Below are 20,590 nucleotides of genomic sequence, written 5' to 3'. Positions count from 1 at the left end.
ATGCCGGTTTCCAGGCCGTCATCCGTACTCCGTGGGGGGCGTACATCACGGTGTGACGGTCCGTGCGATGGTAATGACCCTAGGTGGTGGTCACATGATCGACTTTCCTGGCAGGGTTGGGGAATGGCCGCTGGACTCCGCGCTCGTCTGACCGACTGGACCGTGACCGTGCCGCTGCTGGCGGTGCTGCTGCTGGCCCTGACCTGGGGACGGGAGCTGTCCGGCCCGCTCGTCGCGGTGGTGGCCGCGTTCCTGGCCGGGGCGGTGCTGGCCGCCGTCCACCACGCCGAGGTGGTGGCGCACCGGGTGGGGGAGCCGTTCGGCTCGCTGGTGCTCGCGGTGGCCGTCACCGTCATCGAGGTCGCCCTGATCGTCACACTGATGATCAGCGGCGGGGAGAAGACCCAGTCGCTGGCACGCGACACCGTCTTCGCCGCCGTGATGATCACCTGCAACGGGATCCTCGGCCTGTCGTTGCTGATCACCGCGCTGCGTCGCCGGGTGGCGGTGTTCAACTCGGAGGGCACCGGCGGAGCACTGGCCACCGTGGCCACCCTCGCCACGCTGAGCCTGGTGGTGCCGACCTTCACCACCAGCCGACCCGGCCCGCAGTTCAGCCCGGTGCAGCTGGCCTTCGCCGCGGTGGCCTCGCTGGCGCTCTACGGGCTGTTCGTCCTGGTGCAGACCGGCCGGCACCGGGACTACTTCCTGCCGGTCACCAGCGAGGGCGCGGTGATCGAGAGCGACGGGCACGCCGCGCCGCCGTCGACCCGCCAGGCGCTGCTCAGCCTCGGCCTGCTGTTCGTGGCGCTGGTGGCGGTGGTCGGGGACGCCAAGTCGGTCTCCCCGGCGATCGAGTCCGCGGTCGTCAAGGCGAACCTGCCACCGTCGTTCGTCGGCGTGGTGATCGCGCTGTTGGTGCTGCTGCCCGAGACCCTCGCCGCGGTCCGCGCGGCGCGGCGGGACCGGGTGCAGATCAGTCTGAACCTCGCCCTCGGCTCGGCGATGGCCAGCATCGGTCTGACCATCCCGGCGATCGCGCTGGCCATGGTCTGGCTGGAGGGCCCGCTGCTGCTCGGCCTCGGCGGCACCCAGATGACCCTGCTCGCGCTGACCGTGGTCAGCGGGGTGCTGACCGTGGTGCCGGGTCGGGCCACGCTGTTGCAGGGGGGCGTGCACCTGGTGCTGCTCGCCGCGTTCGTCTTCCTCGCCGCCAGCCCCTGATCCGCGCCACCGCACGCGCCCGGCGGCTCAGCCGCCGGCGAGGCGGTCGACGCGGGCGTTCAGGTAGCGCTGCTGCGCCAGGTTGGTCGACCGCGCGGCTGCCGCCCGGTAGGCCTCCCGGGCGGCGGTGCGGTCGCCGAGTAGCTCCAGCAGGTGTGCCCGGACGGCCGGCAGGCGGGGGTTCCCGGCCAGCCGCCCGTCGTCGGCCAGCGCCTCGACCAGGGCGAGTCCGGCCGCCGCGCCCCGGCTCATGGCCACCGCCACCGCGTGGTTGAGCGCCACCACCGGGCTGTCGTCGATCTGCCGGAGCACCTCGTACAGGACGGTGATCTGCGGCCAGTCGGTCGCCTCGGCGCTGGGTGCCTCGTCGTGCACCGCGGCGATCGCCGCCTGCACCTGGTACGGGCCGACCCGGCCTCGGGGGAGCGCGGCGGTGACCAGGGCGACGCCCTCGGCGATCCGGTCCGCCTCCCACCGGCCGCGGTCCTGCTCGGCCAGCGGCACCAGCTCGCCGTGCGGCCCGGTCCGGGCCGGCGCCCGGGCGTCGGTGAGCAGCATCAACGCCAGCAGTCCGGCGACCTCCGGGTCGTCCGGCAGCAGCCGGTGCAGCAGGCGGGTCAGCCGGATCGCCTCGGCCGACAGGTCGGCGCGCAGCAGGGCCGGGCCGGCGGTGCTGGCGTACCCCTCGTTGAAGATCAGGTAGAGCACGTGCAGCACGGCCGCGAGGCGCGCGGCGCGCTCGGCCCCGGCGGGCATGGCGAAGGGCAGGCCGCTGTCGCGGATGCGCTGCTTGCCGCGGGTGATCCGGCGGGTCATCGTGGCTTCCGGCACCAGGAACGCCCGGGCCACCTCGGCGGTGCTCAACCCGCCGACGGCGCGCAGGGTGAGCGCGATCTGCGCGGCCGGCGACAGCGCCGGATGGCAGCACAGGAACAGCAGGGTGAGCGTGTCGTCGGTGTCGGCCGGCGGGCGGTCGGCGGCCGGGGCGACCCGCTGCTCGGGCAGCACCCACCGGGCCACCGTGTCCTCCCGCCGGCGCCGGGCCTGCTCGCTGCGCAGCAGGTCGGTCAGCCGGCGCGACGCCACGGTGATCAGCCAGCCGCGGGGATTCTCCGGTACGCCGTCGCGCGGCCAGCCGGCCGCCGCGATCAGCGCCTCCTGGGTGGCGTCCTCGGCGGCGTCGAAGTGGCCGTAGCGACGCACGAGCGCGCCGAGGACCTGCGGCGCCAGCCGGCGCAGCAGGTCCTCGACGGTCTCCTCGGGCACCGCCGGCTCAACCGTCCAGGTCGGCGATGCCCTCGGCGACCGGTCGCACGTCCACGTACTCGCCGGGGGCGTCCGGGTTGACGAAGCCGGCCGCGATCTCGGTGGCCCGGTCGAAGCTGTCGCACTCCACGACGGTGTAGCCGGCCAGCACCTCCTGAGTCTCCGGGTACGGCCCGTCGGTGACCACCGGGACACCGCCGCTGACCTGCACCCGGCGGGCGTGCACCGGGGCGACCAGCCCGCGCGCGTCCACCAGCTCACCGGATTCGGCCAGCGCCTGGTGGACCTTCACCATGTGGGCGTGCATCGCGGCCACGTCCTCGGCCGACATGGCCGGCTTGCCGGTGGACCGCCCGGCCATCGCGTCGTAGTCCTGCTGGGAGCCGTACAGCAGAATCAGGTACTTCATGTCGCCATCCTCCTCGTCCGGCGCCGCGCGGCGCCGCTCAACCGGAGACGTCGGGGCCGCGACGGCTTTCCGGACACCGTTGTCGCGCCCGCCCCCCGGCGGCGGCGATTGCGCGTCACCTCTAGCATCGATCCGAGTCTTCGACCACGAGGACCGGGGCGGGGATGGAAACGGCGTGGACGTCCAGGTGATGAATGTCCTGACACTGGCGTTCTCCCTGGTGGCGGTGATCGTGTCGACGGTCCTGGCCCTGCGTCAGGCGAAGCTGATGCGGCACAACAACCTGCTGCCGGTGATCGTCGACATCTTCAAGGAGTTCCGCGATCCCGCGTTCAAGGAGCATCTGGACTATCTCCAGCATCGGCTCTGGGCGGAGTATCCACCGACCGGGACGGGGACGTCCGAGTTGGCCGACGAGGGCCGCCGCCACGTCACCGCGGTGGCCGGCTTCTTCAACACCGTGGGGCTGCTGGTCGCCAACAACGTCATCGACGAAACGGTGCCCACCAGTGCCATGGGTGGATCCATCCTCCGGTCGTGGGCGCGGCTGTCGCCGTACATCGTCAACGAGCGGGTCCGGCGCAACGATCCCAACTACCACATGTACTTCGAGGATCTGGCCCGGCGCGCGCTCGACCTGCCACCGTCGAAGCTGCGCGAGAAGCTGACCGTGCGCAGCATGCCGCAGCGTTGGCACTTCGAGGGCTGGGAGGGCCGCGAGCCGGCCGAGGTCGCCGCGATGTTCACCTCGTCGCCGAACACCACGGGCTCGCCCGCCGCGGCCGGCATACCGTCGCAGGCCGTCTCGGCGGCGCCGCGGGGTCCGGGTGCGGAACCCGCCCCGGCCCCCGACGGACGGCCGGCGGAGGAGAGGTAACCGACGGGCGGTCGACGCCTGCCCGGAAGTGCGCGGCACCGAGCTGACCGGCAAGGTGCATCCGGCCGTTACCGTCGAAGGATGACGATGGTATGGGTATCGGTCTGGATCGTCCTGGCTCTCGTCCTGGCCGTCTTCGGATACATCGGATGGCGGGACCGTAGCCGGCTCAGCTCCCCCGACGACACGGCCGCCGACCGTGCCGCCCGCCTCGTTCAGGAGCGGCACGCGGTTGACCTGCACGCTTCGCAGGGCGAGATCTACCTGGGGCGAAACGACTCGTCCGGCTGACCGGACGGCCCGGCCACCGCCAGCCGGTGGACCGGCACCGGCCGCGCCATCCTGCGGCGGTCGCGGCGGCCAGCACGGCTCGGCCGGTCGCGGCCCTGACCCCTGAACCCACGCCGGGAAGTCCTTGCTCGACGTCCCTACCATCGGAACATGACGGCCTGGTGGGTGTTGCTCAGCATCATGGCGCTCGCTGCGGCGGGAGCGTTCGGATACGTGGGCTGGCGGGACCGCCGGCGACTCAGTTCCCCCGACGACACCGCCGCCGCCGGGCAGGCACGGATCGTCCAGGAGCGGCATGCGGCGCAGCGCTACCGGACACAGTCCCACGTCGTCCAGCGGGGCAACCACCCGCACTGAACCGGAGCCGGGCGCGCGCCGTAGATCACGGCGAGGGCATGACGGATGTGCCGTCGGGGTACTGCACGGGCATCGCCGACGCCGGGAGGGGCACTGTGACGGCACGTTCGCACCGGTGGCCGCGCGGGCCGCTGGCCGGGCTGGTGGTGGCACTGGTGGCGAGCGCCGGCTGTTTCGTCGGCGGTGTGTCCGAACCGGACGGTGGCGAGCCCGCGCCGCAGCGTCCCGGCGCGTCGGCCTCGCCCGGGGCGGAGCAGACCCGGGCGGACGGCACCACCAGCGTCGAGGAGTTCCAGCAGGACGTCCGCGACGCGCAGAGCATCGCCGAACGCTACTGGGCCGAGCAGTTCCGGGCCTCGGGGCAGCAGTTCCGGCCGGTCCGGCGGATCATCCCGTACCAGCGTTCCGGCGAGGTGACCTGCGGCGGGCAGGAGATCCCCCGCAACAACGCGGTCTACTGCTCGGCCGGCGACTTCATCGCCTACGACGTCCGCTGGTCGGTGGGGGCGTTCCGCCAGGTCGGCGACGCGTTCGTGTTCTATCTGCTCGGCCACGAGTACGCACACGCCATCCAGGTCCGCCTCGGCATCCGCTACAGCTTCACCATCCAGCAGGAGCTGCAGGCCGACTGCATGGCCGGGGCGTACCTGGGGGACTCGGTGCGCGCCAAGGCGCTGACCCTCGACGAGGGTGACCTGGACGAGTTCCGCGACGGGCTGCTCGCCGTCGGCGACGACCCCGACCAGCCGTGGTTCGCCGAGGGTTCGCACGGCACCGCCGAGCAGCGCACCGAGTCGTTCTTCCGCGGCTACGAGCGGTCCCTGGCCGCCTGCGACCTGCGCTGATCCGGCGCGCATCGGGGACCTCCGGGAACCCGGGCGCGCCGCGACGGCGGCCGGCAGCGCCCCAGCTGGAAACCCCGGCGCAAGGCCGCCCGATGAAGAGCCCACCGGGGCCCGCCTGGCCACGTGCCCGGCGTGATACCGCTGAGGCATAGTGATGACTCAGGGGTATCACGGTCGGCGGCGAGTGCGGCGGGGTGCCGACGACACGTCGTGGCCGGCGGCCACCGGCACGACCCCGGCGAGCCCGCCCCCGAGCGCGCCCGGCGGGCGCCGGTGGTCGGGCAGGTCACTCGACGGCACCTCCGGCGGGCCGCCCGCGCCCCGGTTGAGAGGATCCGGGCGTGACCGACTCGCCGCGCAGTCCCCATCCCGCCGCCGCCCTCTTCGACATGGACGGCACCCTGGTCGACAGCGAGAAGCTGTGGGACGTCGCGTTGCACGAACTGGCCGCCGAGTACGGCGGCACGCTCTCCGACGCCGCCCGCAAGGCGATGGTCGGCACCAGCATGGCGGAGTCGATGCGGATCCTGCACGACGACCTGGGCCAGCCGGAGCGCGACCTGCAGGCCAGCGCGGCGTGGATCGACGCCCGGATCCTGGAACTGTTCCGCACCGGGCTGCGCTGGCGTCCCGGCGCGCTGAACCTGCTGCGGGCGGTCCGGGCGGCGGGCATCGCCACCGCCCTGGTCACCTCCAGCGGCCGGCCGCTGGTGGAGATCGCGCTGGACACCCTCGGCCGGGACAGTTTCGATGCGGTGGTCTGCGGTGACGAGGTGGACGCCACCAAGCCGCACCCCGAGCCGTACCTGACCGCCGCCCGGCTGCTCGACGTGCCGATCGCCCGTTGCGTGGCCATCGAAGACTCGCCGACCGGGGTGGCCAGCGCGCTCGCCGCCGGGGCGGCGGTGCTGGCCGTGCCGGCCGAGGTGCCGATCGCCGCGATGGACGGCGTACACCAGCTGGAGAGCCTCACCGACGCGGACCTGGAGCTGCTGTCCGCCCTGCTCGGCGAAGCCCCGACCGGATGACGGAGAAGGGGCCCGCCGGTCGGCGGGCCCCTTCTCACCGCGGGGGACCTCAGTCGTGGGCGATGGCGCCCAGCACGTTGATCCGGGCGGCCCGGACCGCCGGCAGCACCGCGGCGATCACCCCGACGATCGCGGCCAGGCCGAGGAAGATCCCCATCTGCGACCAGGGCAGCACCAGGTCCGTGATTCCCTCGTCCTTCAGCGCCTCGACCACCGCGGCGCCGAGCCCGCTGCCGACCGCCACGCCGAGCAGCGCGCCGAACACCGAGATCACCACCGCCTCCACCGTGATCATCCGCATGGTCTGCGCCCGGCGCAGCCCGATGGCCCGCAGCAGCCCCAGCTCCCGGGTGCGCTCCAGCACCGACAGCGCCAGGGTGTTGATGATGCCGAGCACGGCGATCACGATGGCCAGCGCCAGCAGGATCTGGATCATCGTGAGCAGCCCGTCCAGCTGACCGGCCTGCTGCTCGATGAACGCGTCCCGGTCGGCCACCGACACCTCGGGCGAGTCGGCCAGCAGCGCCTCGACCTGCGGCTGCACCGAGGCCACCGAGGTGCCGGGGGTCAGCTGGATGAAGCCCTGGATCGGCTGCGGGATGCTGAACTCGCGCGCCGCCGCCGGCGGCAGCAGCACCGGGTTGGTCAGCTGCGAGCTGGCGTAGATGCCGCTCACGGTGTAGGTGCGCGCCTCGCCGCGGGCCAGCTGCACCGGCACCTGGGAGCCGACGGAGAGCCCCCGCGACTTCGCGGTGTCCGAGCTGACCAGCATCTGGTCCGGCGCGAGCCGGTCGATGTCACCGGCGGTGGGGGTGGCCCCGAAGATCTGCCGCAGCGCGGCCACGTCGCTGCTCGCCGCCACCCAGGTCCGCTCGCCGCCGACCAGCGCCATGTCGCCGTACTCGCCGTCGACCAGGCGTACGCCGGGGATCGCCGCCGCCTTCTCCAGCACCGCCGGGTCGAAGCTCGGCGGCCGCGGGCCGCTCTGCACCCCGGAGATCACCAGCTCGGCCTTGATGGTGTCCTGGGCCAGGCCGCTGATGCTGCTCTTCGCCGAGTCCAGGATCACCGTCACGCCGGTGACCAGGGCGATGCCCACCATCAGCGCGGCGGCGGTGATGGCGGTACGCCGCGGGTTGCGCCCGGAGTTGAGCCGACCCAGCTTGCCCGGCACCGACCAGGCGAAGATCGCGCCTAGCAGGCTCACCACCGGCCGGCTGATCAGCGGGGTCAGCAGCGCCACGCCGATGAAGGCGAAGAGCACCCCACCGAGGATGGTGGCCAGGGTGTTGTCCCCGGCGTTGCCGGTCAACCCCAGGGCCAGCAGCGTGGCGCCGATCGCGGTGACGACACCACCGGCCACGGTGATCTTGGTTAGCGGGCGGTCCGGCGTCGCCACGTCCTGCATCGCCGCGATCGGCGGGATCCGGGACGCCCGCAGCGCCGGCAGCAGCGCCGCCACCACGGTGATCACCAGGCCGACGGAGAACGCGCCGATCACGGCGGACGACGGCACGCCGAGCCCGGCCAGGGTCAGCCCGCCGGCGAAGGTGCTGAACAGGTACGCCAGCAGCGCGCCGATGCCGATGCCGGCGCCGAGACCGAGCACCGAGGCGATCAGGCCCACCGCGACGGCCTCCAGCACCACCGACCCGATGATCTGCTTGCCGCTGGCCCCGATGGCGCGCATCAGCGCCAGCTCGCGGGTGCGCTGGGCCACGATGATCGAGAAGGTGTTCAGGATCAGGAAGGTGCCCACCAGCAGCGCCACCGCGGCGAAGCCGAGCAGGATCCGGTTGAAGAAGGTCAGCGCCTCCTTCAGCCCGGCCGCCGCGTCGGCGGAGAGCTGCTCGCCGGTCTTCACCTCGTACCCGTCGCCCACCGCGGCGGCCACCGCGTCGCGCAGCGACTCGTCGGACACCCCGTCGGCGGCCTTGACCGACACGCTGTTGTAGGTGTCCGGGGCGCCGAGCATCAGCTGCTGCGCGACCGGCGTGGTGAACATGATCTCGTTGGCGCCGCCGATCGAGTCCCGGCCACCGCTGTAGCCGAAGACGCCGACGATGGTGAACTCGCGCTTCGGCTCCAGGGTCAGCACGCCGACCCGGTCGCCGACCTTCACCTTGCCGGCCGTCGCGAGCGCCTTGTTGACCACGATCTCGTCGGCGGCCTGCGGCCCCCGCCCCTCGCGCAGCTGCACCAGGTCGTTCTCACCGGTCCAGTTCTCACCCAGCTGCGGCGGGCCGAAGGAGGTCACCACCTTGCCGTTGCTGCCGATCAGCCGTGCCCCGTCGGCGGCGACCACCCCGGTGGCCTCGGCCACCCCGGGCACCGCCTTGACCTTGTCGAGCGTGGCCGCCGGGAATGGCGGGGAGACCTGCTCACCCTCGGTCTCGCCGAGCGCGATCTTCGGCTTGGCGGCGACGTTGACGTCCACCCCCTCGTACGCGTCCGCGAAGATCGCGTCGAACGAGCGGCCCAGGGTGTCGGTGAGCACGAACGCGCCCGAGACGAACATGACCCCGAGCACCACCGCCAGGCCGGACAGAATGAGCCGGACCTTGCGGGCCAGCAGGCTCTTCAGTGTCGCCCGGAACATCAGTTGCCCACCTCGGCGGCGTGCGTGTCCAGCTTCTTCATGGTGTCCAGCACCGTCTCGGCGGTCGGCTCGATCAGTTCGGAGACGATCTGCCCGTCGGCGAGGAAGACCACCCGGTCGGCGTACGCGGCGGCGGTCGGGTCGTGGGTGACCATCACGATGGTCTGCCCGTGCTCGCGTACCGAGTTGCGCAGGAAGTTCAGCACCTCGGCGCCGGAGCGCGAGTCCAGGTTGCCGGTCGGCTCGTCGGCGAAGATCACCTCGGGCCGGGAGACCAGCGCACGCGCGCACGCCACCCGCTGCTGCTGGCCGCCGGAGAGCTGCGCCGGCCGGTGGTTCAGCCGGTCCCGCAGGCCCACCGTGGCGATCACCGTGTCGTACCAGGCCGGGTCGGGCTTGCGGCCGGCGATCGACAGCGGCAGCAGGATGTTCTCCTTCGCGGTCAGCGTCGGCAGCAGGTTGAACTGCTGGAAGATGAAGCCCACCTTGTCGCGGCGCAGCTTCGTCAGCCCCGAGTCGCCCAGGCCGGTGACCGTGGTGTCGCCGATCGACACGGTGCCCCGGGTCACCGAGTCCAGCCCGGCCAGGCAGTGCATCAACGTCGACTTGCCCGACCCGGACGGCCCCATGATCGCCGTGAACCGGCCCCGTTCGAACTCCGCGCTGACCCCCCGCAGCGCGACGACCTGCGCCTCACCGCTGCCGTACACCTTCCACACGTCGTTCGCCCGGGCCGCGGCCTGCGCCTGCTGGCCTACCGCTGCGGTCACGTCATGCACCTCTTCCTCTGAATTCGATCCGCGCCGCCCCCGCTGGTCCGGCACGGCAGTCCCCATCATCTGTGCTCCCCGGCGCCGATCCGTCCGACTCCGGGGGGAACCGGGGCGGATTTCGCGCTGCGGGTGCCCCCCATCGCCGACTCAGGGTTGCCCCTGAGCCGGCGGCCGGTCGACCTGTGTTTCCGCCGACCGGGACCGATCCTGCATACTGACGCCGCGTCAGGGTCAACCGCGCCGCGCCGTCTTCCGTCACGGTAGGTGACCAGGACAACCGCGCCGTCGCCCCGCGGGCGGATCCCCGGGTACGCCCCGGGCGGTAGCCCGACGGGGACGCGCTACGCCCGGGGGCGGACCAGTCCCGACTCGTACGCCAGCACCACCGCCTGCACCCGGTCGCGCAGCCCCAGCTTGGTCAGCACGTGCCCGACATGGGTCTTGATCGTGGTCTCGCTCACCGACAACGCCCGGGCGATCTCGGCGTTGGACAGGCCCCGGGCGACGTGCACCAGCACCTCCCGCTCCCGTTCGGTGAGCGCGTCCAGCGTCCTCGGCGGGGTCGCCGCCGGGTCCGGCAGCACGTCGGCGAAGCGGTCCAGCAGCCGCCTGAGGATCCGCGGGCCGACCACCGCGTCCCCGGCGGCCACCGTCCGGATCGCGGTGACCAGGTCGTCGGCGGGCACGTCCTTGGCCAGGAAGCCGCTCGCCCCGGCCCGCAGCGCCCCCACCACGTACTCGTCGAGGTCGAAGGTGGTCAGGATCAGCACCCGCACCGGCAGGCGGGCCTCGACGATGGTCCGGGTCGCGGCGACCCCGTCCATCCGGGGCATCCGGATGTCCATCAGCACCACGTCCGGCAGCAGCCGCCGGGACAGCTCCACCGCCTCCACCCCGTCGCCCGCCTCGGCGACGATGTCCAGGTCGTTCTCCGCGCCGAGCACCATCCGGAACCCGGTGCGCAGCAGCGGCTGGTCGTCGGCGAGCAGGATCCGCACCGGCCGCGCCGGTGCCGTCGGGTCGGTCATCCGCTCTCCCTGCTCCCGCTCTGCTGACTGTCCCCCGCTGCCGGCCGGCCTGACCGGCGCGTCCCCCCGGCTGCCGCCGAGCGGTCACGCCGGACGGGTGCCCGCCGGCTCCACCGGAATCCTCGCGTACACCCGGAAGCCGCCGCCGGGGCGCGCCCCGATGCGCAGGACCCCACCGTAGAGGCCGACCCGCTCCCGCATCCCGACCAGTCCGTGCCCGATCCGGTCGGTTCCGGGGTGCGGCCCGCGCCCGGTGTCGGTCACCTCCACCTCGACGGCGTCGGCGCCGAAGCCCAGCCGCACCTGCGCGGTCGCCGCCCCGGCGTGCTTGAGCGCGTTGGTCAGCGCCTCCTGCGCGATCCGGTACAGCGTCAGCGCCACCCCCTGCTCCATCGCCCCGGGGGTGCCCTCCACCCGCAGGGTGACCGGCAGGCCCGCCTCGCGTACCTGGTCGACGAGCGCCCCGATGCCGGCCAGCCCCGGCTGCGGGGCCAGGTCGGCCGCCGGCTCGGCGTCGGTGCGCAGCACGTCCAGCAGCCGGCGCAGCTCCCGCAGGGTGGCCCGGCCGGTCTCCTCGATGGTGGCGACCGCCTCGTCCGCCGCGTCCGGGTCCCGCCGCAGCACCCGGCGCGCCCCGGTGGCCAGCACCCCCATCACGCTGACGTGGTGGGCGACCACGTCGTGCAGTTCCCGGGCGATCCGCCGGCGCTCGTCGGCGACGGCCTGCTCGGCCAGGGCCCGCTGGTTCTCCTCGGCCACCCGGGCGCGCTCGCGCAACGCCTCGGTCGACGTCCGCCGGGCGTGCACCGTGCGGCCCACCGAGAACGCCACGGCCCCGACCAGCAGGTTGTTCAACACCAGGGAGGCGGGGGAGACCTCGAGCACGCCGGCCGGCGGGGACAACGCGCTCACCACCGTCACGGGCAGCCACAGCAGCACCGCGGCGGCGACCGCCTCCCGTACCGCGCGCCGCGCGGCGATCGAGTAGGTGAGCACGACGAAGGCCAGCCCCTGCGTGCTCGGCCCGACGTCGAGCAGCGCGGGCAGGACCAGCGTGGCCACCGCCGCGCCCACCGCCGGCCACGGCGCCACCCGGCGCAGCGCCGCCGGCGCCGCGCAGAGCGCGCTCCAGCCCAGCGCCGCCGGCAGCGGCCGGGGCCACAGCTCGCGCGGGGTGAGCAGGGTGAACAGCGCCTCCGCCGCGACCAGCCCGGCGGCGAGCAGCGCGTCGGCGACCAGCGGGTGCCGGCGCGACCACTCCCTCGGGCCTGACGTCATACCGGAACGCTAGCCGTCGCGACCCGCCGGAAAGATCGTCGCCGGCGGTGAGCCGCCCTCCTCCCTGCGGAGGAGACGACCCGCCCCCGCCTCAGGGGCGGCGGCGCGCCGACCGGTGGTCACTCGTCGGCGCCGGGGGGCGTCGGCCGGGACCGGGCGTCGCGTAGCGGATCGGGCGCGGACACCGCGGTGGGGAACGGCGGCGGGGTGCCCCCGTAGCTCGGGCAGAGCGCCTGGTGGCTGCACCAGTCGCAGAGCCGGCTCGGCCGGGGGCGGAAATCCTGCCCGGCGGTGGCCTGCTCGATCGCCCGCCACAGCGCCACCACCGTGCGCTCGAAGCGGACCAGCTCGTCGGCGTCCGGCGCGTAGTCGCAGACCTCCGCGTCCTTGAGGTAGAGCAGCCGGAGCACCCGGGGCACCACGCCGCGGGTGCGCCACAGCACCAGCGCGTAGAACTTCAGCTGGAACAGCGCCCGGGCCTCGAACGCCTCCCGTGGCGCGCCGCCGGTCTTGTAGTCGACCACCCGCAGCGCGCCGTCGGGCGCGACGTCGAGCCGGTCGAGGTAGCCCCGGATGAGCAGCTCGTCGTCGACCACCGCGGAGATCAGGCTCTCCCGCTCGGCCGGCTCCAGCCGGCGTGGATCCTCGACGGCGAAGTAGCCGTCGAGCAGGGCGGTGGCGGAGCGGAGGAACCCGGCCACGGCCTGCTCGTCGCCCTCGGCGAACAGCCCCGCCAACTCCGGCTGCTCGGTGACCAGCCGGTCCCACTGGGGGGCCACCAGGTCACCGGCGGCGGCCGGGGTGCGGCCGTCGGCCGGCAGGTCGAACAGCCGCTCCAGCACCGCGTGCACCAGGGTGCCCCGGGCCTGCTCGACCGTGGGCCGCTCGGGCAGCCGGTCGATGCTGCGGAAGCGGTAGAGCAGCGGGCAGGTCTTGAAATCCGCCGCCCGCGACGGTGACAGCGAGGCCCGCACCGTCGCCGGCACCTCCGCCGGGGCCACGGGCTGCTGGGTGATCACCGGTTCCGCCGTCATGCCCGGAAGGTTAGGGCACCGGTGTGACAGCACCACGCCCCGCCGCCCCGCGCGCCGCGACGGGTGCGGTCCGTAGCATCGACCCGGTGGAGGAGCAGACCGAGCGACCGCGACCCCGGCCACAGCGGCGCGCCGGCCTGACCGTGGGCCGGGTGTTCGGGGTGCCGCTGCACCTCAACGGCTCGATGCTGCTGCTGGCCGCCCTGGTCACCGTGCTGTACGCCGAGTTCGCCCGCCGCCAGCTGGCCCTGCCGCAGCTCAGCGGATACCTGATCGGCTTCGGTTTCGTGGTGTCGCTGCTCGGCTCGGTGCTGCTGCACGAGCTGGGGCACGCGCTGACCGCCCGCCGGTTCGGCATCGGTGTGCGCGGCATCACCCTGGAGCTGCTCGGCGGGTACACCGAGATGGACCGCGACGCCCCCACCCCCCGGGTCGACCTGCTGGTGTCGCTGGCCGGGCCGGCGGTCTCCGCCGTGCTCGGCGTGGCCGCGGTCGCCGCGACGCTCGCCCTGCCCGACCGCACGGTGGCCAACCAGCTCGCCTTCCAGCTCGCGGTGAGCAACGTGATCGTCGCGCTGTTCAACATCCTGCCCGGGCTGCCGCTGGACGGCGGGCGGGCGCTGCGCGCCGCGGTGTGGGCGCTCACCCGGGACCGGCACCGCGGCACCGAGGTCGCCGGCTGGGTCGGGCGGATCGTCGCGGTCGGCACCGCGCTGCTGGTCGCCGCGCTCACCGCCGCCGGGCGGCTGGCGCCGCTGGCGCTGCCGCTGATGCTGCTGGTCGCGTTCACCCTGTGGCGGGGCGCCGGCCAGTCGATCCGGGTGGCCCGGGTCAGCCGCCGGTTCCCGCTGATCGACCTGTCCCGGCTGGCCCGCCCGGTGCTGACCGTGCCCACCGGCACCCCGCTGGCCGAGGCGCACCGCCGGCGGGCCGCCGGCGCCGAGCCCGGCGCCGCGCTGCTGGTCGCCGACTCGGCCGGCCGGCCGGTCGCCCTGGTCGACCCGGTCGCGGCCGAGGCGGTGCCGGTGGAGCGCCGCCCCTGGCTGGCGGTCGACGCGGTGTCCCGGTCGCTGGCCGGCCTGCCGGCCCTGCCGGTCGGGCTCGACGGGGAGCGGGTGATGGAGACCGTGCAGGCCCACCCGGGCGCACAGTACGTGGTGACCGCAGGCGAAGATGTCGTCGGCGTTCTGCACATCGCGGATCTCGCCCAGCTCCTCGAACCCGACCGGAAGATGAACACGTGACCGCGACTCCCTCCGCCCAGGCCGACCCGGGCGCTCCGGCGCCCGCCGACACCCCGGCGCTGACCCCCGTGCACCGCGGGCCGTTCCGGCCCGGCGACCGGGTGCAGCTGACCGACCCGAAGGGGCGGATGCACACGGTCACCCTGGAGCCGGGCAAGGCCTTCCACACCCACCGGGGCATCCTGGAGCACGACGCGCTGATCGGGCTGCCCGACGGCAGCGTGGTCACCACCTCCGGCGGCGGCACCGCCTTCCTGGCGCTGCGACCACTGCTGTCGGACTACGTGCTCTCCATGCCCCGCGGCGCACAGGTGATCTACCCGAAGGACGCCGCCCAGATCGTCGCCATGGGCGACATCTTCCCCGGCGCCAAGGTGCTGGAGGCCGGGGCCGGCTCCGGGGCGCTGAGCTGCTCGCTGCTGCGCGCGGTGGGCACCGAGGGGGAGCTGCACTCGTACGAGCTGCGCGACGACTTCGCCCAGATCGCCAAGCGCAACGTGGAGGCGTTCTTTCACGGGCCGCACCCGGCCTGGCAGCTGCACGTGGGCGACGTCGCCGAGTGCGCCGAGACCGGCTTCGACCGGATCATCCTGGACATGCTCACCCCGTGGGAGACCCTCGACATGGTCGAGCGGGCGCTGCTGCCCGGCGGCGTGTTCATCGGCTACGTGGCCACCACCCCCCAGCTGTCCGAGCTGGTGGAGGCGCTGCGCGAGCGCGGCGGCTGGACCGAGCCGCGGGCCTGGGAGTCGCTGGTGCGCGACTGGCACGCCGAGGGCCTCGCCGTCCGCCCGGACCACCGCATGATCGCGCACACCGCCTTCCTGGTGTCCGCGCGTAAGCTCGCCCCCGGCGTGACCGCGCCGCCGCGGCGGCGCAAGCCCAGCAAGGGCACCGAGGCGTACGTGCAGCGCCGGCAGGCGCTGCGCGAGGCCGAGGCGGCCCGTCAGGAGGCGGCCGCCCGGGCCGCCGGTGGGCAGCCCGACTCGACGGGGGAGATGGACAGGCCGTGACGGCGGAATGGGGCGGCTGGGAGTGAACGGGCGGATCCCGCCGGTCGGTGCGGGCCGGTGGTGCGACCCTCGGGCGGCGGCATGAGCGGGCGGATGATCAGGCTCGGCGCGGTGCTGCCTCAGGCCGGCCCGGGGTGTAGCGGGGTGTCGGCATGAGCCGGCCCGGCTTCGGTGGGGGTGACCTGCCGGCGGTGTTCCCGGACTGGTCTCCCTACCAGGATCTCGAGTCGGCGGCCCGGGCCTACCTGCGGGACCCGGACGTGGCGCTGGAGGCGCTCGGCGGGGTGCTGCGCGGGGCGTCGGTGCTCGGCTTCACCCTGGAACGCTTCGTCAACGAGGTGAACGGGGTGTGGCAGGAGGTCGTCGTCTGCGACGGCAGCCGGCTCATCCTCTGGCACGGCGAGGACGTCCCGCCGGGGGAGGGGCCGCCCGGTTCGATGACCTCGTCGCTGCGGGTGGTGCCGGTCTCCACGGTCACCGAGGTGGGCTGCCGGCGCCGACTCACCCGCGGCGACAACGGCGAGATCCGGGTCGACAGCATCGACGTCTACCTGCTGCTGACCTCGCTCGACGAGGCTCCGCCGAGCGAGGAGACGGCCGGGGCGCCCCGGCACGACGCGCTGCGGTTCGGCAAGACCCTCGACGACGGCGGCGCCGGGCAGATCGCCCGGCTGGAGGAGTTCGCCCGCCTGGTCGCCTCGGTGGTCGGGCGTCCCCTGCTCTGAGCGGCCGGCGGATCCTGGCCCCTGGCCCGGGACGCGGGGGCGTCGGGGGGCCCGGCGCCCCGCCGGCGGCCAGGCCGGTCAGTCCTCGGCGTCGGGGCCGGCGACCTCGGCGCCGTCGCTGCCGCGCACCACGTGGATGCACTCGCCGGGGCACTCCCTCGCCGAGTCGATCACCTCGAGGCGCAGGTGCGCGGGGACGTCGACCCGGCTGCCCGGGGCCTGGCGCAGCTCTCCGTCGGCCCCCTTGACGTAGGCCAGGCCGTCGACGTCGAACTCGAAGACCTCCGGGGCGTACTGCACGCAGAGCCCGTCGCCGGTGCAGAGGTCCTGATCGACCCAGACCTGCAGCTGGTCGGTCGCGACCTCGGCCACGGGCGCACCCCCCATGTTCTCCCGTCCCACGCCCCGACGGTACCCGAACGCCCGTACGGCCCCACCGGCCCACCCTTGGCGATCAAGGTTCGGTGACGAGGGCGTTGCGCGGGACCGAATCGGCCTCATAGCGGCTAGTGTTAGGGCAGAACGTTCAAGCCCCCCGGGGAGGTGGGACGTGGCACGCAGCGACGACGCGGACTCGCGCGCCGCACGGTGGGAGAAGGAGGCCCACGATCTCTCCACGCAGGTCGCGTTCCTGCAAGAGGAACTCGCTCTGGTGCGGCGCAAGTTGACCGAAAGCCCCCGACACGTCCGGCAGCTCGAAGAGCGGCTGGCGGCCACCCAGGCACAGTTGGCGCGGCTGACCGAGAACAACGACCGGCTCGTGAGCACCCTCAAGGAGGCTCGCGCGCAGATCGTGACGCTCAAGGAGGAGATCGACCGCCTCGCGCAACCGCCGAGTGGCTACGGCGTCTTCCTGGCGCGACACGACGACGGCACGGTGGACGTCTTCACCGGCGGCCGCAAGCTCCGGGTGGCCGTCTCGCCCTCGCTCGACGTGGCCGAGCTGCGGCGCGGCCAGGAGGTCCTGCTCAACGACGCGCTCAACATCGTCGACGCGTTCGGCTACGAGCGGGTCGGCGAGGTGGTGATGCTCAAGGAGATCCTCGAGGGTCCCGGCGGCGCTCCGGGCGACCGGGCGCTGGTGGTCTCCCACTCCGACGAGGAGCGGATCGTCCACCTGGCCGAAGCCCTGATCGGCTCGCCGATCCGGGCCGGCGACTCGCTCATGATCGAACCGCGCTCGGCGTACGCCTACGAGCGGATCCCCAAGAGCGAGGTCGAGGAACTGGTCCTCGAGGAGGTGCCCGACGTCGACTACAGCGACATCGGTGGCCTCCAGTCGCAGATCGAGCAGATCCGCGACGCGGTGGAGCTGCCCTTCCTGCACGCCGACCTGTTCCGCGAGCACCAGCTCCGCCCGCCGAAGGGCATCCTGCTCTACGGCCCGCCCGGCTGCGGCAAGACCCTCATCGCCAAGGCGGTGGCCAACTCGCTGGCCAAGAAGATCGCCGAGCGGCGCGGCGAGGAGAAGCACACCAGCTACTTCCTCAACATCAAGGGCCCGGAGCTGCTCAACAAGTACGTCGGCGAGACCGAGCGGCACATCCGGCTGATCTTCCAGCGGGCCCGGGAGAAGGCCGGCGAGGGCACCCCGGTGATCGTGTTCTTCGACGAGATGGACTCGGTCTTCCGCACCCGCGGTTCCGGCGTCTCCTCGGACGTGGAGAACACCATCGTCCCGCAGCTGCTCAGCGAGATCGACGGCGTCGAGGGCCTGGAGAACGTCATCGTCATCGGCGCCTCCAACCGGGAAGACATGATCGACCCGGCGATCCTGCGGCCCGGCCGGCTCGACGTGAAGATCAAGATCGAGCGGCCGGACGCCGAGGCGGCGAAGGACATCTTCTCCAAGTACATCCTCTCCGGGCTGCCGCTGCACCCGGACGACCTGGCCGAACACGGCGGCGACCCCCAGGCCACCGTTGCCGCCATGATCGACGCGGTCGTGCTGCGGATGTACTCGGAGACCGAGGAGAACCGGTTCCTCGAGGTCACCTACGCCAACGGCGACAAGGAAGTCCTCTACTTCAAGGACTTCAACTCCGGCGCGATGATCCAGAACATCGTCGACCGGGGCAAGAAGATGGCCATCAAGGAGTTCCTCACCTCGGGCCGCAAGGGGCTGCGCCTGCAGCACCTGCTCGACGCCTGCGTCGACGAGTTCCGCGAGAACGAGGATCTGCCCAACACCACCAACCCGGACGACTGGGCCCGCATCTCCGGCAAGAAGGGCGAGCGGATCGTCTACATCCGCACCCTCGTCTCCGGCGGCAAGGGCGCCGAGGCCGGCCGGTCCATCGAGACCGCCAGCAACACCGGCCAGTACCTGTAACCGGCCCGAGCGAACGGGGTCCGCGGCGATGCCGCGGACCCCGTCGTCGTGTCACCAGACGTTCATCGCGCCGGGGCGCGCCCGACGGGCGGGCCGCCGGAGGCGTCGGTAAGCTTCCGGCTACCGCCTCATCGACCCGCCGAGGATCCGCGTGCCGTCCGAGCTCACCGTCGTCGCACCGCCGACCACGGCAACCGGTGCCACGCAACCGCCCACCCCGAGCCGACGCCGCTGGCGGCGACCGCTGCTGGTCCTGGCGCCACTCGCGGCGGCCTGGGCCGTACCCGTCGCCGTGCACGCCCTGCACCAGGACTGGCTGCTGCCCCCGCTGGTCCTGCTCGCCACGGCGAGCATCCTGCGCGGCGGGCGCACCCTGATCGACCGGCTGATGCTGGCCCTCGCACTGCTCCTCGGCGCGGCCACCGCCGGCGGGCTGCTCTTCACGGTCTGGCCCTGGGGCATGCGACCGGTGCCGCTGGCCGGCCTCGCGTCCACCCTGCTCGTCCTCGCCGCGATCGCACTGCGTCGACGTCCCCGGCTGCCACGCCCCGGCTGGGTCGACCTGTTCCCCGTCGCCGGCACCGCCGTGATCGTCGGCTACCTCGCCGCCCCGTGGCAGCGCGCCACCGACCTCGCCGGCCAGCTCACCATCCTCGGCCGCGGCGAGGACAACTGGCGACACCTGGCGCTCTTCGACGTCCTGGGCCGCCTCGGCGGCTACGCCTTCCTCGACCCCGCCGCCGGCGACCAGATCGTCTCGAAACTGCACTACTACCCGCAGGGCTGGCACCTGGTCACCGCCATGCTCGACGGCTTCCTCGTGCCCGTCGGCAGCACGCCCCGCGGCCCCGCGGCCGTCGACCACTACGCCGGCTGGGTGATGGCCGGCTTCGGGCTGCTCGTGTTCGTCCTGCTGTGGGCCGCGCAGCGCATCTCCGGCCCCCTCCACCCGCTGCACCGCACCGTGCTGACGGTGGTCGTCGGCGCGCTCGTCCTCGGCACCCAACTGCCCCGGCTGCTCGTCGCCGGCTTCCCGACCGAGGTCCTCGGGCTGGCGCTGACGGTGCTCCTCGCCGCGCTGGTCGGGCGGCCGGTGGCCGGCACCCGCGAGCAGGTCGCGCTGCTCGGCGCGCTGCTCGTCGCCGTCGGCTTCACCTACTACCTCTTCCTCCCGCCCGCTGCCGTGCTGGTGCTCTGCTGGGTGGTCGGGCACCGGCGGGAGGCGCTGCGCCGCTGGGTCAGCGTGCTCTCGATCGGCCTGGCGAGCGCCACTCTCGCCCTGATCGCGCCGCTGCTCGGCGTGCTCCGGGCCGGCCAGACCGAGGCGCTGGTCGCCACCTCCGGCATAGCAGCCCTCATCGAGTCCTGGCGCGCCCTCGGCTGGCTCGGCGGCATCGTCGGAGTCGCGCTGATCGGGCAGGTCCGGCACGTTGACCCCGCCTGGCGCCGCTGGCTGCTCGTCTGCGTCGTCGGGGTCGCCCTGCCACTCGGCATCGCCTGGCACAACACCGCCGCCGGCGGGCAGCCCGGCTACTACTTCAACAAGGCCTCCCACCTGGCCACCGCGCTGCTCATCGTCGGCACCGCCGCGGTGGTGCGGCTGCTGCCCGTACCCCGGCCCGCCCGGACCCTGCGCGGGGTCGGCTCCACCGCCGACGGCGTGCTGAGCGCGGTGGCCGTCATGGCCGTCGCGGTCGGGCTCTGCGGCGTCACCGGATGGCACCCCAGCCTGCTCGTGGCGAACGAGAAGACCTGGACGCAGCGCTGGGTCCACCAGGACCTGCACCTGCCGTCCAGAGTGGCCTGGACCTGCGCCGAGGCGCAGCGGCGCTACCCCGACCTACCCGGCACCACCACGATCGTCGTCGACCGCGGCCCCTACCGTGGCTATGTCGCGACGCTCTGCCTCTCGGCCCTGCACGGCACCACCGCGCGCACCGAACCCGGCCTCTACGACCTGCCCTTCGTCGAGCCCGACCGGACCCTGCAGATCGTGCCGCGGATCTCCGGGCCGATCCGGTTGATCGCCACCGACCCGCGGGCCGAGCGCCGGATCCGGTGGATGCTCCGCAACGACCCCCGGCTGCGCGAGCGGGTCACCTGGGTGCCCCTCACCGTGCCCGAGTGCGACGTGCTGCCCCCGAGCACGCCCGCCGGCGCCGAGCCGGCGACACCAGATCCGGCTGCGCCGGCGTGCCCCCCGGCATCCTGAGGCGGACTACGCTCGACTGGACGGGGGACCGGTCGGGCGAGCGAAGCGGGTAGGT

19 protein-coding genes are annotated in these 20,590 nt (G+C 73.5%); 11 read left to right on the top strand and 8 right to left on the bottom strand.

Annotated elements, in window-relative coordinates:
* Positions 1-123: 123 nt before the first annotated feature.
* Positions 124-1,224, top strand: a complete 1,101-nt coding sequence (locus AC1WTP_RS11350) for a calcium:cation antiporter (protein WP_481649174.1) — start codon at positions 124-126, stop codon at positions 1,222-1,224.
* A 27-nt stretch (positions 1,225-1,251) separates the two neighbouring features.
* On the opposite strand, the gene AC1WTP_RS11345 is transcribed toward AC1WTP_RS11350, so the two are convergent.
* Together AC1WTP_RS11345 and AC1WTP_RS11340 are read right to left on the bottom strand one after the other, a co-directional pair.
* On the bottom strand, positions 1,252-2,490 hold the full coding sequence (locus tag AC1WTP_RS11345; protein ID WP_481649173.1) for an RNA polymerase sigma factor: 1,239 nt from the start codon (positions 2,488-2,490) through the stop codon (positions 1,252-1,254).
* Between the two features lie 7 nt (positions 2,491-2,497).
* Complete coding sequence (locus tag AC1WTP_RS11340) at positions 2,498-2,899, bottom strand: YciI family protein (protein WP_481649172.1); 402 nt, start codon at positions 2,897-2,899, stop codon at positions 2,498-2,500.
* A gap of 175 nt (positions 2,900-3,074) precedes the next feature.
* On the opposite strand from AC1WTP_RS11340, the gene AC1WTP_RS11335 reads away from it, so the two are divergent.
* The 5 genes from AC1WTP_RS11335 to AC1WTP_RS11315 all read left to right on the top strand — a co-directional run bounded on the left by AC1WTP_RS11335 (position 3,075) and on the right by AC1WTP_RS11315 (position 6,297).
* On the top strand, positions 3,075-3,776 hold the full coding sequence (locus AC1WTP_RS11335; protein WP_481649171.1) for a DUF4760 domain-containing protein: 702 nt from the start codon (positions 3,075-3,077) through the stop codon (positions 3,774-3,776).
* 81 nt (positions 3,777-3,857) lie between these two features.
* On the top strand, positions 3,858-4,067 hold the full coding sequence (locus AC1WTP_RS11330; protein ID WP_481649170.1) for a hypothetical protein: 210 nt from the start codon (positions 3,858-3,860) through the stop codon (positions 4,065-4,067).
* Positions 4,068-4,217: 150 nt separating this feature from the next.
* On the top strand, positions 4,218-4,424 hold the full coding sequence (locus tag AC1WTP_RS11325) for a hypothetical protein (RefSeq protein ID WP_481649169.1): 207 nt from the start codon (positions 4,218-4,220) through the stop codon (positions 4,422-4,424).
* Between the two features lie 95 nt (positions 4,425-4,519).
* Positions 4,520-5,269 carry a neutral zinc metallopeptidase gene (locus AC1WTP_RS11320; protein WP_481649168.1) on the top strand — a complete coding sequence of 250 codons (750 nt, stop codon included), beginning with the start codon at positions 4,520-4,522 and terminating at the stop codon, positions 5,267-5,269.
* Positions 5,270-5,610: 341 nt separating this feature from the next.
* Entirely contained in the window at positions 5,611-6,297 is a 687-nt protein-coding gene (locus tag AC1WTP_RS11315; protein WP_481649167.1) for an HAD family hydrolase, read from the top strand.
* Positions 6,298-6,346: 49 nt separating this feature from the next.
* Here AC1WTP_RS11315 and AC1WTP_RS11310 read toward each other — a convergent pair whose 3' ends face one another.
* The 5 genes from AC1WTP_RS11310 to AC1WTP_RS11290 all read right to left on the bottom strand — a co-directional run bounded on the left by AC1WTP_RS11310 (position 6,347) and on the right by AC1WTP_RS11290 (position 13,009).
* Entirely contained in the window at positions 6,347-8,896 is a 2,550-nt protein-coding gene (locus AC1WTP_RS11310) for an ABC transporter permease (protein WP_481649166.1), read from the bottom strand.
* Positions 8,896-9,666 (bottom strand): ABC transporter ATP-binding protein, encoded by a 771-nt coding sequence (locus AC1WTP_RS11305; RefSeq protein ID WP_481649165.1) that lies wholly within the window; start codon positions 9,664-9,666, stop codon positions 8,896-8,898. Before AC1WTP_RS11305 ends, AC1WTP_RS11310 begins: the two co-directional genes overlap by 1 nt.
* A 344-nt stretch (positions 9,667-10,010) precedes the next feature.
* A complete protein-coding gene (locus tag AC1WTP_RS11300) occupies positions 10,011-10,697 on the bottom strand; it encodes a response regulator (protein ID WP_481649164.1) in 687 nt (228 codons plus the stop codon).
* A gap of 84 nt (positions 10,698-10,781) precedes the next feature.
* Positions 10,782-11,975 carry a sensor histidine kinase gene (locus tag AC1WTP_RS11295; protein ID WP_481649163.1) on the bottom strand — a complete coding sequence of 398 codons (1,194 nt, stop codon included), beginning with the start codon at positions 11,973-11,975 and terminating at the stop codon, positions 10,782-10,784.
* 119 nt (positions 11,976-12,094) lie between these two features.
* The gene (locus tag AC1WTP_RS11290) at positions 12,095-13,009 is read right to left on the bottom strand and encodes a RecB family exonuclease (RefSeq protein WP_481649162.1); all 915 of its coding nucleotides are present in this window, start codon (positions 13,007-13,009) and stop codon (positions 12,095-12,097) included.
* Positions 13,010-13,161: 152 nt separating this feature from the next.
* On the opposite strand from AC1WTP_RS11290, the gene AC1WTP_RS11285 reads away from it, so the two are divergent.
* The 3 genes from AC1WTP_RS11285 (at position 13,162) to AC1WTP_RS11275 (ending at position 15,991) form a co-directional block, all read left to right on the top strand.
* Positions 13,162-14,253 carry a M50 family metallopeptidase gene (locus AC1WTP_RS11285; RefSeq protein ID WP_481649188.1) on the top strand — a complete coding sequence of 364 codons (1,092 nt, stop codon included), beginning with the start codon at positions 13,162-13,164 and terminating at the stop codon, positions 14,251-14,253.
* Positions 14,250-15,266 carry a tRNA (adenine-N1)-methyltransferase gene (locus tag AC1WTP_RS11280; protein ID WP_481649161.1) on the top strand — a complete coding sequence of 339 codons (1,017 nt, stop codon included), beginning with the start codon at positions 14,250-14,252 and terminating at the stop codon, positions 15,264-15,266. Before AC1WTP_RS11285 ends, AC1WTP_RS11280 begins: the two co-directional genes overlap by 4 nt.
* Before the next feature lie 152 nt (positions 15,267-15,418).
* Positions 15,419-15,991, top strand: a complete 573-nt coding sequence (locus AC1WTP_RS11275) for a hypothetical protein (RefSeq protein WP_481649160.1) — start codon at positions 15,419-15,421, stop codon at positions 15,989-15,991.
* Positions 15,992-16,069: 78 nt separating this feature from the next.
* Here the strand turns inward: AC1WTP_RS11275 and AC1WTP_RS11270 are convergent, their stop codons facing one another.
* Complete coding sequence (locus AC1WTP_RS11270) at positions 16,070-16,363, bottom strand: ferredoxin (RefSeq protein WP_447136618.1); 294 nt, start codon at positions 16,361-16,363, stop codon at positions 16,070-16,072.
* A 178-nt stretch (positions 16,364-16,541) separates the two neighbouring features.
* Between AC1WTP_RS11270 and arc the strand changes: the two genes are divergently transcribed.
* Both arc and AC1WTP_RS11260 read left to right on the top strand, forming a co-directional pair.
* A complete protein-coding gene (gene arc / locus AC1WTP_RS11265) occupies positions 16,542-18,323 on the top strand; it encodes a proteasome ATPase (RefSeq protein ID WP_481649159.1) in 1,782 nt (593 codons plus the stop codon).
* Between the two features lie 151 nt (positions 18,324-18,474).
* Positions 18,475-20,535: a hypothetical protein gene (locus AC1WTP_RS11260; protein WP_481649158.1), complete on the top strand. Its 2,061-nt coding sequence runs from the start codon at positions 18,475-18,477 to the stop codon at positions 20,533-20,535.
* The last annotated feature ends 55 nt before the right edge of the window (positions 20,536-20,590 follow it).

This window comes from Micromonospora sp. R311 (genome assembly GCF_056780015.1).
This window is presented reverse-complemented; position numbering and strand designations above follow the sequence as displayed.

What these genes read in the sequence shown, in the direction of transcription:
- AC1WTP_RS11330 (WP_481649170.1), top strand. Translation starts at nt 3,858, where the DNA reads ATGACGATGGTATGGGTATCGGTCTGGATCGTCCTGGCTCTCGTCCTG.
- AC1WTP_RS11340 (WP_481649172.1), bottom strand. Translation starts at nt 2,899, where the DNA reads ATGAAGTACCTGATTCTGCTGTACGGCTCCCAGCAGGACTACGACGCG.
- AC1WTP_RS11350 (WP_481649174.1), top strand. Translation starts at nt 124, where the DNA reads ATGGCCGCTGGACTCCGCGCTCGTCTGACCGACTGGACCGTGACCGTG.
- AC1WTP_RS11310 (WP_481649166.1), bottom strand. Translation starts at nt 8,896, where the DNA reads ATGTTCCGGGCGACACTGAAGAGCCTGCTGGCCCGCAAGGTCCGGCTC.
- AC1WTP_RS11275 (WP_481649160.1), top strand. Translation starts at nt 15,419, where the DNA reads ATGAGCCGGCCCGGCTTCGGTGGGGGTGACCTGCCGGCGGTGTTCCCG.
- AC1WTP_RS11325 (WP_481649169.1), top strand. Translation starts at nt 4,218, where the DNA reads ATGACGGCCTGGTGGGTGTTGCTCAGCATCATGGCGCTCGCTGCGGCG.
- AC1WTP_RS11295 (WP_481649163.1), bottom strand. Translation starts at nt 11,975, where the DNA reads ATGACGTCAGGCCCGAGGGAGTGGTCGCGCCGGCACCCGCTGGTCGCC.
- AC1WTP_RS11300 (WP_481649164.1), bottom strand. Translation starts at nt 10,697, where the DNA reads ATGACCGACCCGACGGCACCGGCGCGGCCGGTGCGGATCCTGCTCGCC.
- AC1WTP_RS11290 (WP_481649162.1), bottom strand. Translation starts at nt 13,009, where the DNA reads ATGACGGCGGAACCGGTGATCACCCAGCAGCCCGTGGCCCCGGCGGAG.